The sequence below is a fragment of the Microbacterium mangrovi genome (assembly GCF_000802305.1).
Taxonomy (GTDB): domain Bacteria; phylum Actinomycetota; class Actinomycetes; order Actinomycetales; family Microbacteriaceae; genus Microbacterium; species Microbacterium mangrovi.
This window is the reverse complement of the sequence record NZ_JTDK01000002.1, coordinates 1-13135: the sequence shown is the minus strand read 5'-3', so window position 1 is coordinate 13135 and position 13135 is coordinate 1. Positions and strand designations below refer to the sequence as shown.

The 13135-nt window shown below is 68.0% G+C and carries 16 protein-coding genes; 9 read left to right on the top strand and 7 right to left on the bottom strand.

From position 1 onward, the window contains the following. Positions 1-57: 57 nt before the first annotated feature. Complete coding sequence (locus LK09_RS01845) at positions 58-1215, bottom strand: AI-2E family transporter (protein WP_082007988.1); 1158 nt, start codon at positions 1213-1215, stop codon at positions 58-60. Positions 1216-1331: 116 nt separating this feature from the next. Next, positions 1332-2441: a fatty acid desaturase family protein gene (locus tag LK09_RS01840; protein ID WP_039395117.1), complete on the bottom strand. Its 1110-nt coding sequence runs from the start codon at positions 2439-2441 to the stop codon at positions 1332-1334. 225 nt (positions 2442-2666) lie between these two features. Between LK09_RS01840 and LK09_RS01835 the strand changes: the two genes are divergently transcribed. The 3 genes from LK09_RS01835 to LK09_RS01825 all read left to right on the top strand — a co-directional run bounded on the left by LK09_RS01835 (position 2667) and on the right by LK09_RS01825 (position 5467). Then, positions 2667-3683: a zinc-binding dehydrogenase gene (locus LK09_RS01835; RefSeq protein WP_039395114.1), complete on the top strand. Its 1017-nt coding sequence runs from the start codon at positions 2667-2669 to the stop codon at positions 3681-3683. A gap of 75 nt (positions 3684-3758) precedes the next feature. Continuing rightward, positions 3759-4619, top strand: coding sequence for a S41 family peptidase (locus LK09_RS01830; protein WP_039395111.1), 861 nt, complete (start codon positions 3759-3761; stop codon positions 4617-4619). A gap of 35 nt (positions 4620-4654) precedes the next feature. Further along, positions 4655-5467: an MBL fold metallo-hydrolase gene (locus LK09_RS01825; RefSeq protein WP_039395106.1), complete on the top strand. Its 813-nt coding sequence runs from the start codon at positions 4655-4657 to the stop codon at positions 5465-5467. Positions 5468-5487: 20 nt separating this feature from the next. On the opposite strand, the gene LK09_RS01820 is transcribed toward LK09_RS01825, so the two are convergent. Continuing rightward, complete coding sequence (locus LK09_RS01820) at positions 5488-5778, bottom strand: hypothetical protein (RefSeq protein ID WP_039395104.1); 291 nt, start codon at positions 5776-5778, stop codon at positions 5488-5490. A gap of 41 nt (positions 5779-5819) precedes the next feature. Between LK09_RS01820 and LK09_RS01815 the strand changes: the two genes are divergently transcribed. Continuing rightward, positions 5820-6170 carry a metallopeptidase family protein gene (locus tag LK09_RS01815; RefSeq protein WP_039395101.1) on the top strand — a complete coding sequence of 117 codons (351 nt, stop codon included), beginning with the start codon at positions 5820-5822 and terminating at the stop codon, positions 6168-6170. Between the two features lie 15 nt (positions 6171-6185). On the opposite strand, the gene LK09_RS01810 is transcribed toward LK09_RS01815, so the two are convergent. Further along, complete coding sequence (locus LK09_RS01810; RefSeq protein WP_039395098.1) at positions 6186-6638, bottom strand: hypothetical protein; 453 nt, start codon at positions 6636-6638, stop codon at positions 6186-6188. Positions 6639-6876: 238 nt separating this feature from the next. On the opposite strand from LK09_RS01810, the gene LK09_RS01805 reads away from it, so the two are divergent. Further along, the gene (locus tag LK09_RS01805) at positions 6877-7341 is read left to right on the top strand and encodes a hypothetical protein (RefSeq protein WP_039395095.1); all 465 of its coding nucleotides are present in this window, start codon (positions 6877-6879) and stop codon (positions 7339-7341) included. A gap of 301 nt (positions 7342-7642) precedes the next feature. Here LK09_RS01805 and LK09_RS01800 read toward each other — a convergent pair whose 3' ends face one another. Both LK09_RS01800 and arfB read right to left on the bottom strand, forming a co-directional pair. Continuing rightward, on the bottom strand, positions 7643-8470 hold the full coding sequence (locus LK09_RS01800; protein ID WP_039395092.1) for an oxidoreductase: 828 nt from the start codon (positions 8468-8470) through the stop codon (positions 7643-7645). Positions 8471-8481: 11 nt separating this feature from the next. After that, the gene (gene arfB, locus LK09_RS01795; RefSeq protein ID WP_039395090.1) at positions 8482-8919 is read right to left on the bottom strand and encodes an alternative ribosome rescue aminoacyl-tRNA hydrolase ArfB; all 438 of its coding nucleotides are present in this window, start codon (positions 8917-8919) and stop codon (positions 8482-8484) included. Positions 8920-8972: 53 nt separating this feature from the next. Between arfB and LK09_RS01790 the strand changes: the two genes are divergently transcribed. The 4 genes from LK09_RS01790 (at position 8973) to LK09_RS01775 (ending at position 12232) form a co-directional block, all read left to right on the top strand. Continuing rightward, complete coding sequence (locus tag LK09_RS01790; protein ID WP_231562925.1) at positions 8973-9683, top strand: lysophospholipid acyltransferase family protein; 711 nt, start codon at positions 8973-8975, stop codon at positions 9681-9683. A 341-nt stretch (positions 9684-10024) separates the two neighbouring features. Next, entirely contained in the window at positions 10025-10510 is a 486-nt protein-coding gene (locus LK09_RS01785; RefSeq protein WP_039395087.1) for a MauE/DoxX family redox-associated membrane protein, read from the top strand. Between the two features lie 293 nt (positions 10511-10803). Then, positions 10804-11466 carry a type IV toxin-antitoxin system AbiEi family antitoxin domain-containing protein gene (locus LK09_RS20480; protein WP_052226298.1) on the top strand — a complete coding sequence of 221 codons (663 nt, stop codon included), beginning with the start codon at positions 10804-10806 and terminating at the stop codon, positions 11464-11466. Continuing rightward, on the top strand, positions 11435-12232 hold the full coding sequence (locus LK09_RS01775; RefSeq protein ID WP_082007987.1) for a nucleotidyl transferase AbiEii/AbiGii toxin family protein: 798 nt from the start codon (positions 11435-11437) through the stop codon (positions 12230-12232). Before LK09_RS20480 ends, LK09_RS01775 begins: the two co-directional genes overlap by 32 nt. Before the next feature lie 652 nt (positions 12233-12884). On the opposite strand, the gene LK09_RS21335 is transcribed toward LK09_RS01775, so the two are convergent. Next, positions 12885-13052 (bottom strand): hypothetical protein, encoded by a 168-nt coding sequence (locus LK09_RS21335; protein ID WP_156138609.1) that lies wholly within the window; start codon positions 13050-13052, stop codon positions 12885-12887. Positions 13053-13135 lie beyond the last annotated feature (83 nt).

Below are 13135 nucleotides of genomic sequence, written 5' to 3'. Positions count from 1 at the left end.
GGTTGACATTCGGGACAGGTGCGGGGAGCATCCGCATCCTGATTCTCCGCGCGCCGGTCATGGCCGGTCGACCGGCTCACCGCCGGTCCATTCCCCCTCCGCCTCCGCCTCGGCCTCTGCCGCGGCGGTGGCCGGGTCGCTGCCGCGCGCGACGTCGAGCATCGCCGACACCATCGCGTTGCCCACCGCGATGAGCGGCACGGCGAACAGCGCGCCGGGAACACCGGCCAGGCCGGTGCCCGCGGCGACGCCCACGACGACGGCGAGCGGATGGACCTTCACGGCGCCGCCGACGAGCAGCGGCTGCATCACATGGGCCTCGAGGAGGTGCACGAGCAGCACCCCGGCGAGCATGAGCAGCGCCTGCAGGGGACCGGCGAACACGAGGGCGATTCCGACGGCGATGATCCCGGACACGATCGCGCCGATCACCGGGATGAACGAGAACAGGAGCACGATGACGCCGATCGGGACGGCGAGCGGCAGGCCGAGGAGGAAGGCGACCAGCCCGATGCCGACGCCGTTGACGACCGCCACCAGGATCTGCACGCGGACGAAGCTCGTGAGGGTGGTCCAGCCGGCGGCACCCCCCGCCTCCAGCGCGGGGCGGCCGCTGCGGGGGAAGAGGCGCGTGATCCAGCGCCAGATGCCCGCGCCGTCGATGAGGATGAAGATCGTCGCGAACAGCGTGATCAGCGTGGAGGTGAGGATTCGGCCCGTGGTGGTGCCGACCCGCAGGGCCCCGCCGATGAGGACGCCGCTGTCCTTCTGCACGAATCGTCCCGCCTCACGGAGGTAGGCCGCGAACTGCGCGTCGCTCACGCTCCACGGCGGGCGGCGCAGCGCGTCGCGGACGCGGGCGTACGCGGCGGCGGATTCCTGCTCGAGCTGCGGCAGTCCCGCGTGCACCTGCCAGACCACGACCGTCACGAGGCCCGCGACCACGGCGACGAAGACGACGAGGCTGACGAGGATCGCCACCCACTTCGGCCAGCGATGCCGGGTGAGGAAGGCGACCGCGGGCTGGAGGAGCGCCACGATGAGCACCGCGACCAGCACGGGCACGACGATCTCGTGGAACGTGGCCACGAGGAAGACCGCGACGCCCGCCAGCGCGATGATCGCGAGCATCCTCCACGACCACTCGGAGGCGGTGCGCACGCCCCGTGGAACGGAGGACGGGCGCGGAGACGATGGACTGGTGAACGAAGTCATGGCTCCCCCTGTGATCGTTCGATCGATCGCAGGAGATTACGCCCGGCCGGGCGGTGTCACACCCGGGTGGACAAATGGTCCGACGGCTCGTATGCGGGCTGCTTCAGGCGAACCCGTCACACCCGCCGGTATTGCGCCACGACGGGGCAGTCGAAGGGGTCGCGCGCGGCGAGCCCGACGTCGTTCAGGTAGGCGATGACGATCGCGTACGAGCGCCGAAGCGACGTCTCGGTGTAGGGCACGTCGTTGGCGGCGCAGTAGTCGCGGACGATTCGGCGGGCCTTGGCGAGGTGCGGCCGGGCCATGCTCGGGAAGAGGTGGTGCTCGACCTGGTAGTTGAGGCCGCCCATGAGCCAGGTGGCCCACCATCCACCGCGGATGTTGCGCGATGTGCGCACCTGCTTGGAGAAGAAGTCCAGCTTGGCGTCGGCGGCGATGATCGGCATGCCCTTGTGGTTCGGGGCGAAGGAGGCGCCCATGTACACGCCGAACACGGCCGACATGACGCCGATGAACGCGAAGGCCATCCCGATCGGCAGGAACAGGAACACCGGGGTCAGGACGAGCGCGAACCGCACGGTGAGCATGCCCAGTTCCGTCCACCGGCTCTTCACCGGACCGCGGCTCGTGAGGTGGCGGATGCTGTGGAAGTGCAGGTTGAACCCCTCGAACGTCAGCAGGGGGAAGAAGAGCCAGCCCTGCTTGCGGGTGACGAGGCGCCGCAGACCGCGGGCCCGGGAGGCATCCTCCTCGAGGAAGGAGATGGTGTCGACCTCGATGTCGGGGTCTTTGCCGACCCTGTTCGGGTTCGCGTGGTGGCGGTTGTGCTTGGAGTCCCACCAGGAGTAGCTCATGCCCACGACGGCCACGAGCACGCGGGCGAGTCGGTCGTTCGCGGGGCCGCCGACGAGGATCTGCCGGTGCGCGGCCTCATGGGCGAGGAAGGCGACCTGGGTGAACACGATGCCGAGCGCCCCGGCGATGAGCAGCTGGAACCAACTGGCACCCAGCAGGACGAATCCGGTGATCGCGCCGCCGAACGCGACCGCCAGCGCGACGCCGACGAGGCCGTAGAACCACGGCGCTCGCCGTAGCAGACCCGTCTCGCGGACGACCCGGGAGACCTGGGTGTAGGCGCGGGTGATCGGCGGGAAGTCCTCCGCCCGGGCGTAGGTCTGTCGAACCGGCCCGAGAGTCGGGGTGGCGGCGTCCTGCAGAGATGTCATGGTCAGCGCCTTCTGGGAGGCCAGCGGCCAGACGGCGACTGGTGCGAAGCCAAAGGCAGGTGCCGATCGCTACCGCACACGCTACGCCGCCTCATATTCCGCAAGCTGAATACGCGGTGGACGGTGGGGGCCGTGAGCGAGGGGATGCCCGATGCGGTGGCGCCGGCGGCATCCCGTGTGCGATCGTGAAGCGTTCCGAACCTCGTGTCGTGCACCGGAGGAGCCATGAAGCAGATCGTCCTCGTCGGGCGCGGCGGTCCCGACAAGCTCGAGGTCCGCGAAGCCCCGGATCCGCGCCCCGGTACCGGCGAGGTGCGCATCCGGGTGCGCGCGAGCGGGATCAACTTCGCGGACATCCTCGCGCGGAAGGGTCTGTATCCGGATGCCCCGGCGCTGCCCACCGTCGTCGGCTACGAGGTCTCCGGCACCGTGGACGAGGTCGGCGGCGGCGTCGATGCGGACTGGATCGGAAAGGATGTCGTCGCACTGACGCGCTTCGGAGGGTACGCGGACGCCGTCTGCGTGCCCCGCGTGCAGGTGTTCGACAAGCCGCGCGCGCTCTCGTTCGAGGAGGCCGCCGGCATCCCCGTGAGCTACCTCACCGCCTGGCAGCTGCTCGTCGTGATGGGGTCGCTCAAACCGGACGAGACGGTGCTGATCCACAACATCGGAAGCGGTCTCGGGCTCGCCGCCATCGACATCGCGCGGCATGTGGGCGCCACGATCTACGGCACGGCCAGCGCGGGCAAGCACGCGTTCCTCCGAGAGCGGGGAGCGGACGAGGTCATCGACTACCGTGCGACCGACTGGTCGGCCGAGGTGGATCGCCTCACGCAGGGCAGGGGCGTGGCGCTGATCACCGATCCGCTCGGCGGCAGCCACTGGAAGAAGAGCTACCGGGCGCTGCGCGCGACCGGTCGACTGGGCATGTTCGGCGTGTCCACCGCCAGTTCGTCCCGGTTGCCGGGGCCGCTGCGGCTCGGCCGGGTGGCCGCCGGCATGCCGCTGTTCCATCCGGTGGGGCTGATGAGCGCCAACCGGGCGGTCTTCGGGGTGAACCTCGGGCACATGTGGGGCGAGCCGGAGATGGTCGCGGGGTGGATGTCGATCCTGCTGGACGGTGTCGACGACGGCTGGGTGCGCCCCCATGTCGACCGGGCTTTCGCGTTCGACGACGCCGGAGCGGCCCACACGTACATCGAGGACCGTCGCAGCACCGGGAAGGTCGTGCTCACGACCTGAGGGAGTTCGGCCGACCAACCGCGCGGCGTTGACGAGGGGCGAGCGCCGGGACCGCGGGTGCGCTTGACTGGGACGATGCTGATCGACCGCATCCGGGATCTGGTCCGGGAACACTACGTCTTTCCCGACATCGCCGCCACGATCGCCGACAGCCTCGACGGGTTCGTGGTCGACGAGACCGACGAGCCGGCGGCGGCCGCGGCGCTGACGGCCGCCCTGCAGGCCGTGAACGGCGACGGCCATCTGCGGGTGCGCTACTACGCCGAGCCGATCGAGCCCGACCCCGACCCGGGCGACTTCATCGCGGGGCTCGTGCGGGAGCACGGGCCGGGCGTCACCGAGGTGCGCCGCCTCCCCGGCAACGCAGGACTGCTCGTCGTCGGGCCGGTGATCCCGACGGGGGAGTACGCCGGGCCGGCGATCTCGGCGGCGCTGACCCTGCTGAAAGGCGCCTCGCCGCTGATCATCGACCTGCGCGGATGCCTCGGCGGCGTGCCCGAGACGGTGTCGATGATCGTCAGCCATCTGACCGGCGACGAGCCGGTGCACGTGCAGGACCTGGTGCGCCGCGACGGCGGCATCACCCAGTACTGGACCGTGACCTACGTGTCGCCGAAGGTCGATCCCGGCATCCCCGTCTACGTGCTCACGAGCGCCCGGACGTTCAGCGGCGGCGAAGAGCTCGCGTACGACCTGCAGGCGCTGGGTCGCGCCACCGTCGTCGGCGAGCAGACCGGGGGCGGCGCCCACCCGCGTGAGGACTTCGAACTCACGCCGCACCTGCAGCTGCACGTCCCGACGGCCCGCTCGGTGAACGCCGTCACCGGCACCGACTGGGAGGGGGTCGGCGTGACACCCGACATCCCGTGCGCGGCATCCGACGCGATCGAGGTCGCGCTGAGGGATGCCGCCGCCGCCGACACCGTCGGTGATTGACTGGGATCCGGGTTCATCGTCCTGAGGAGGTCGTCGTGTCGTTCTGGATCTGTGCCACGTGCGCGGTCGAGCATGCGGAGCGTGTCGAGGTGTGCGCGATCTGCGCCGACGATCGGCAGTGGGTGCCGGCCGAAGGGCAGATCTGGACGACGCTCGCCGAGCTGCGCGAGACGGGCGGACGCGTCGAGGTGCTGGAGCGGGAGCCGGACCTGTGGGCGGTGCGCAGTCGTCCCGGCGTCGGCATCGGCCAGGAGTCCAAGCTGCTGCGCACGGATGCCGGGTGCCTGCTGTTCGATCCGATCGGCTACCTCGACCAGGCCGGTGTGGATGCCGTCGCGGCGGTGGGCGACGTGGTCGCGATCGTCGCGAGCCACCCGCACATGTACGGCGTGCAGGTCGAGTGGGGACGCGCCCTCGGTGCGCCCGTGCTGGTCGCCGAACAGGACCGGCAGTGGGTCGCGCGGCCCGATCCGATCATCCGGACCTGGTCGGGCGACCTGGAGATCCTGCCGGGCGTGACGCTGACCCAGCCGGGCGGACACTTTCCGGGGAGCGCCGTCGTGCACTGGGCCGCCGGGGCTGAGGGCCGGGGCGTGCTGCTGGCGAGCGACACGATCTTCGCGAACCCCGACCGCACGTCGGTCAGCTTCATGCGCAGCTACCCGAACCGCATCCCGCTGTCCGGGCGGGTCGTCGACCGGGTCGCCTCGCACGTGGAGCGGTTCGCCTTCGACCGGCTCTACGGCAACTTCGACAACGTCATCCCCGTGGATGCCCGGGCCATCGTGCGCCGCTCCGCGGACCGGCACATCGGCTGGGTGAACGGTGACTTCGACCACCTGACCTGAGCCGTCGTCATCCGACGAGCTCAGCGCGTGAAGGCTTCGAGGTCGAGAGCGACCAGGTCGGGGCGAGCCGGGGGGAGCCGCGCGGGCACCACCATCCCGACGCGCGGCCAGTGCTTGATCCGCAGCACGGCCTCGACGGTCACCGTTCGCGGTTCGATGTCCGGTGCTGCGGCGATGACGTCGAGCATGCATTTCGAGAAGGGGCCGCGGCCGACGGGCTCGGAGACCGCGAGGATCTCCGCCGTTCCCTTGACGGCATCCGCCATCGGGTCGCTGAAGAACCTCTTCAGCCATCCTGCTTCGCCGCTCATGGCATCAGCCTAGATCGCATCGGCGCGGGCATGATTGGATCATGGTCGAGATCTCGGACGACGACTTCGAGCGCATGGTGTCCGAGGTGTTCGACGCCCTCCCCGACGACATGGTGCGCGGGCTCGAGAACGTCGGGATCGTTGTCGAGAACCAGCCTGCCGGCCAATGGCCGCGGCTCTACGGGCTCTATCGGGGGCATCCCTTGACGAAGCGCGGGGTCTACGGCTTCGGGGAGCTTCCCGACCGGATCACGCTCTACAAGAACAACATGCAGGAGCACAGCGCCGACCTCGACGCCCTGCGCACCCGGGTGCGGATCACGCTCGTCCACGAGATCGGCCACTACTTCGGCCTGGACGACGCCCGCCTGCAGGAGCTCGGCTGGGCGTAGCCTCGCGCGGGCTGCTCAGCCGTGGCCCTCGTCGCTGATCCGCCACCCCTGAGGCGTCTGTACGAAGCAGAACTCCCACCCGGGCAGATTGCCCGCTTCCGCGCCGTCCATCCCGGTCTCGACCAGGTCCACCGGGTAGCAGTCGCCGACCGGGCCTTCGGCCCGTGAGTAGTCGAGGATCTCGCCGGAGCTGCCGAGCAGTGCATCCAGGGGATTGCGGGGACCGCACAGCGGATCGAGGTCGGCTCCCGGCGCGATGAGCGCCGCGGCGACGGCGCAATCGTGCGCCTTGGCAGCACGGAGATACACGTCGAGCACTTGATCGGGCGACGCGCTCGCCGGCGGGATCTCGCGCTGCACCGCGGCCGCCTGGTTCGCCGCTTCGATGCCGAACACGCCGACGGTGAGGATGACGGCCGCGATCACGGAGCTGCCGATGAGACGTCGGCGTCGCGTCGTCATCGCCATGTTCGCTCTCCCTCGCAGCGCGGAATCGGGGCGCAGCGGGCCTCGGTTCTATCCATTGGATCGTAGTGGTCCGAGGTGGTCGGAGTCCGGAATCCTTTCGGGCTAGAGCTTGCGCAAGTGGCTTGCGAAACATATGGTCGGAGTTGTGAGCGTTCATGGTCTTCGGGCACGCCGACGGCCCCTGTTCGCGGCCGGCAGGACCTCGTCTCTGCGCCGACGGCACCGAACGTTCGGCCTCATGCTCATGGTGGGAGTCGCCGTGGCGTTTGGCGCTTGCCGCGCTGTTGCTCAGGAATCCATGCCGCTGGATGTCGCGGCGCTTGCGTCGCACACCTCTCCTTTTCAGGCGAAGATCCTCAAGGACGGCAAGGTCACGGCTTCCGAGTATGAATCGGCGATCCTCGGCCAACGGGCGTGCGTTCAGGCGTCGGGCGGCACAGTGAGCGAAATATCCCGCACGGGCAACAACGAACTGGCGTTCAGGTACACCATCGATGCGTCGACCGACGCCGAGCTCGCTGGCGCCGAGCGACGGAGCGAGGCGTGCATCCCGAAGTACATCTCCGAGGTGGGGAAGGCCTGGGCCTATGAGCAGCGCCGGTCGCCGCTCTTCTTCTTGATCCCGAACCAGGCACTGACAATGGCCGCGGAGTCGAGGTCTCCGTCGTCCCAGATCATTCGGAACCCACCGGTGATGCGATAGAGCTCCACGATGCGGTCGCGCGGGACCCAAACCCGATCGAACAGATTGCGCAGCTCCAAACCGTTGCGATAGACCGCCAGGTGCTGCGCGCGGGGGAGGCTCGAACTCGTCGGGATAACCCCGCGGCGCAGGGAAAGCCCCATGGGCCAGAATTCAGCCGTGGGAGAACCGCCGGCCTCAGGGGACGTGCGATCACTCATTGGTCGGTCACGCCGAGAATCGTCGCACAGTCGCTTCGATTCGTCGACCGTCACTGAAACCGGGCGAGCCTACGCGGGGAGAAGACGCCCACCGTGACTCCTCAGTCGCCGCGCATCCCCATGGCGCGGCGGATGACGAAGTCGAAGGCGCGGTCCCCGAGCAGTCGGCGTGCGGTGATGAGGGGCTTGGCGCCGAAGCCGACGGCGTATCGGGTCCTGGGCTTCGAAGCGGTCACCGCCTTCGCGATGGCATCGGCGACGACCGAGGGCGAGGAGTCGCGGTTCGCTCCCGAGCGCAGTGTCTTCGCGACGGAGGCGGCCTGACGGGCGTACGGGCCGGAGGCGGAGGATGTCTCGAGGCTGTCTGCGGCGATGCCGGCCCATTCGGTGGCGATGCCACCCGGCTCGATGACGACGACGTGGATGCCGAAGGGTGCGACCTCGAGGCGCAGGCAGTCGCTGAGCGCCTCGACGGCGAACTTGGTCCCGTGATACCAGCCCCCGAGCGGCGTGTAGATCTTGCCACCCATGGAGGAGATGTTCACGATGGTCCCGCTCTGCTGTGCACGCATGTGCGGCAGGACGAGCTGGCTCAGGCGCATCGCGCCGAACACGTTGACGTCGAACTGGCGGCGCGCCTCGTCCATCGGAACGTCCTCGATCGCGCCGTACGAGCCATACCCGGCGTTGTTCACGAGGACGTCGAGCCGGCCTGTCTCGGCGACGATCCTCGCCACGCCCGCTCTCATCGAGTCTTCGTCGGTGACGTCCATCGCGAGCGTGCGGATGCCGTCGGAACCGAGCCCCTGGAGACGGTCCGTGCGGCGCGCGGCACCGTAGACGGTGAATCCGAGGTTGTGGAGCTTACGTGCAGTGGATTCGCCGATGCCGGAGGAGGCGCCGGTGACGAGGGCGGTCTTGGTGGTCATGTGAGCGAACGCTACTCGGATGGAGGCTTGCGTAGATCCTTGATCCCGGTGCGGCGCTTCTTCGCTTTCAGGCGCCGTTCGGTGGCGCCTCGAGTCGCCTTCGTCGGTCGCCGCGTCGGGGAAGGCGGTCGCAACGCGTCCGCCACCAACGCGGCCAGGCGAGTGCGCGCGGCGTCTCGGTTGCGCAGCTGCGCGCGATGCTCGGATGCCGTGACCGTCAGCACTCCGTCCACGAGGCGACCACTCAGCCGATCGAGGATGCGGTCGCGCTGTACCTCCGAGAGGACCGTCGAAGCGGCGGCATCCCACACGAGTTCCACGCGAGAGTCCGCGGTGTTCACGCCCTGGCCGCCGGGGCCGGAAGACCGCGAGAACCGCCACGACAGCTCGGACTCGGGGATCGTCAGCCCGGGCGTCACTCGCAGGCCGGGACGATGAGCGGCAGGCATGCATCCATCATGCTCTTCCAAGTGCTGCGGACGACGGGGGATAGGGTGACGAGGTGACCGTGCCAGTTCCGCCGACCCCGGCCCCTGTCTCGCGGCCGGGTGCCGTCTACTTCGTCGGGCGGGTCGTTCTGCGGCCGTTGTTCTGGCTGATGTATCGCCCGCGCATCGTCGGTCGAGGAAACGTCCCCGAGCACGGACCGGTGCTGTTGGCGAGCAATCACCTGGCGGCACTCGACACCGTCATCATCCCGACATCCGCGTCCCGTCCTGTGCAGTTCCTCATCAAGGCGTCGTACTTCACGCGCGCCGGGATGGTCGGCCGGTTCATGCGCTGGTTCTTCACGTCGATCGGCGGCGTTCCGGTGCATCGCGCGACCGGTCGCGACGCGCGCGCCGCGCTCGACGCCGGAAGCAGCATCCTGCGCGCCGGGAGCGTCTTCGCGGTGTTCCCGGAGGGGACGCGCTCGCGCGACGGGAAACTCCACGCCGGTCACGGTGGCGCGGCATGGATGGCGCGTGACACCGGCGCCACCATCGTGCCGGTCGGATTGATCGGCACCGGTACCACCAAGCCGCTGAGCCACCTGCTCCCGGGAAAGCCGCGCCTCGAAGTGCGCTTCGGCGAGCCGCTCGACCTCTCCGACCTGGACGGCGTCCCGGACGGGAAGGCCCGTCGCGAGATCACCGAGCGGATCATGGCCGCCATTGCCCAGCTCAGCGGCCAGGAACGCTCGGGCAGTGTGAACGCAACCTCCCGGGACTGACGGCGAATGGGCCGGGATCGCTGATCCGACCCGGCTAACACCTGCGCCGTGCCTAGGCACCACCTGGTTCGCGTCGATTCGGCGACGTTTCGGCAACCGGTTGGTAAGGAGTCGTCGGGCATGCACCCGTGCAGTGGATTCTCAACTCCTGAGGACTGGATGTTGCGCAAAGACATTGCGGAACGTACTCTCGATCTCGCTGCGACCGGCCCGACGGAGTGACGCGTGCATCCCGGAATACATCGATGACGCGGGCAAGGCCTGGGCCCACGAGCAGCTTCTGTCGCCGCACCGGTGAGACGAATCAACATGTTTGAAGTTGGAGAGCGGGTGTCTTTCTGATGGAGGTCATCCTCATTGCTGCGCGGATGCTCGGTGGCGGGTACTTCGTGTGGGCCGGCAGCGCGAAGATGAGCAAGAGCCGGCAGTTTTGGTCTGAGATCATGGGCTACAAAATCGTCGGCTCCGGCACGTCAGCTGTTCTTGCGTCAGTTCTTCCGCCCGTCGAGTTCATCTGCGGCCTGATGTTCGCAGCGGGAGTCGCCCCGACTCTCACGGGCATCGCGCTTCTTCTCCTGTTGCTTGTGTTCAGCGGCGCCATCGTGGTTTGCCTCGTCCGGAGGACGGGCAACGACTGCGGGTGTGGTTCCACGGGGACCAAGGTCACGCCCATGCTGCTCGTGCGCAACGCGATTCTTGCTGGGCTGATCGTCGCGGGGACCTTCTCGACGTCGCCCACTTACCCGGGCGAATTCATCGTGCTCGCCGCGGGTGCCATCGTCGCGGCGATCATCGCGGTCGCCTTGCATCAACAGGTCTCAGAGTAGAAGAGGAACGAATATGTCATCACGGAGGAACCTCCTCAAGGGAGCTCTTGCTGGCTTTGCCGCTGCAGGACTCGGCAGCTTGTCGCTGGCCGGGGCTGTCAAGCCATCGTCGCTGTAATAGCCGGCGCCAACTCCTTCGAGAACCGCATTCCTGGCCCCGGCCCGAGGTGTGAGCCGCCCCACCCGAGCCTCGGACTGAGTACGCGTCCTGCAAGGGTTGCGTCGATGATATTCACTTACTGCGACTGAATATACATTGGGAGTATACTAGCTCTCACTAGGGAGGCGAGGGCATGGTCAACGACGTCGACATTGTCCGCATGATCGAGCGTGCCCCGCTGCGGACGGCTCGGTATGTGGAGCTTCGCGAGCTCGGCACGAACATGTGGCGGACGCTCGATCGACTCGCTGACCAGGGCGCCGTGGCTCGGCTGGCACATGGCGTCTACACCGTGCCCCCGGATGGTCGCGATGGCCGTACCTGGCGCCCCACGCTGGAGGCGGCAGGCCTCGCGGTCGCGACCGCGCGTTTCGGCAATCGCAACGCGGTCCTCATGGGGCTGGGTGCTGCGCGTCATTGGGCGGCGACCCCGCGCGCGATCGGTGTCACCACGGTCGCCGTGCCCGAGGCGGGGCGGCCGCCCGTTGAGTTGGGTGGGGGAGGGCGGGTTCACCTTATCCCTCGTGACCTCGATCGCCTCGATGCGGTCCTGGAGACCACCGAGCTCGGGCGGGCACTCGTCACCACGCCCGCGCAGACGCTCTACGACCTGACGATGAAACCGGCCCAGGGCGGGATGCCCGACGAGGCCGCCGCAGCGGCGCGCAACCTGCAAGGTCAGGTTCGGGGCGAAGATCTTCAGGCGGTCGTGGACACCTTCGGTCGGGCGAACCCAGCGCTCAGGAAGATGCTGAAGGCGATGGATGAAGAGGCGCGTCATGGCGCAAATGGGTGATGGTCGACCGAAGCCGATTCCCGGCGTGCTCGACCCCGCTGAGCAGCTCGCCGTCGAGGAGCGGTTCGGTGTTGCGGCGGAGCAGGTCGTCCGCGATCACGTCATCTCGCATGCCCTCGCCGCGATCGCCAGCGTCGGCACGGACGACGTCGTGTTCTTCGGAGGCACCGCGCTCTCGCGCATACATCTTGCTGTCGTACGCCTGTCGGAGGATATCGACCTGATCGCGCGGAGCGACCGCGGCGAGGTCGCCGACAAGATCGAAGCCGCCATCGTCACGCGGTTCCGGCGCACCTTCGGAACAGTGACGTTCACACCGCGCATTCGGGACACCCGGCATCCCAACACTGCGGTGATGCAGGTCGGCACCACGCGCGTTCAGATCCAGCTGTTGGGGTCCGAGGGGTATCCCGACTGGCCGACGGAGATCGTCGACATCGAGCAGCGCTACAGCGACGCTCAGCCGGCGAGGCTACGCGTGCTGACGCCCGCAGCGTTTGTCGCATCGAAGCTGTCGTCGTGGAACGATCGTGCGGCTCCGCGTGACCTCTACGACTTGTGGGCGCTGGCAGTAGCCGGGAAGATCGACGCCGAGGCCGAGAAGGTGTTCGGCAGGTTTGGACCGTACACGAGCGCATCCAGGGTCGCATTCACGCGTCTGCCGACGGATGCCGAGTGGTACGACGCTCTCGCCCACCAGTGCAATCCTGTCGTGACTCCGACGGAAGCAGCCAGAGTCGTCCGCGAGGCGCTCGCCGCGACCTAGGAGCCGCGGACCCTGGCGCCGAGCGTTGCTAGCTAGAAGGTTCCTCTCGGATGTTGTTGCGGCTTCCTGCTGCCACCCATGTGGCGATCGCCCTGACCTGGACGCGCTGGGCACGGGACTTGAATGGCGTCGCGACAAGAATGAGGAGGAATGCTGCCGCCGGGCCGATCGCTGGCAAAGGCCAGTCCATTAATGCGGAGACGAGCGGCATGAGTACGCAGACGAGCGCGCAGACCAACAGTGCACGCCAGATCCGCTCGAGTCGTTGCACGCGGGCCAATCGCTTCGCATACTCTGCGAAGTCATGGCGTTCCCACGCAGGCGGCATCACTCGCTCATCGTACGGGGCGGATTCATCGAGCATGATCGCGAACTCCGGGTCTTCCGGCTGCGACGTGCTGGTTCTCACTCACTGCGGGCCGCGCCCCCTCATCCGGCAACTCCAGCGATCGGGCTCTCCCGGTCGTGATCTCTTCACGTGGATGGTTGACCCGCTTGCTGTGGGCTTGCCGGCTCAGCCCCGACCAAGACGACAAGAGAGGCCGCCCGCGGCAGTCAGGCTAGGCGGAGACCCACGTGAGTCCCCGACGGGCCTCGAACGGGACTTCCTCGACATCGAACGTCGCTTCCGTTCGTCAATCCGTCAAGAGCGTCAGAGTTGCAGGGAATCCACTCCCGAGCCGAGCGCGTCAATGTACTCGAAAGATTCTGTGGCCGCTTTCCGCGACGCGTGTTCGGAGTCCGACGCTGAGAAGAGCACGACGCGCTCTTCGTAGAGATCGTCGAACTTGATCACGCTGCGGACTGCGAATAACGCCATCTAGCCATCATCGCTGAGGCGGCCGGGTAAAACTTTGGCGGAGGATGGGGTGTCTGGTTTCAGGACATAGGTCTCTCGTGATC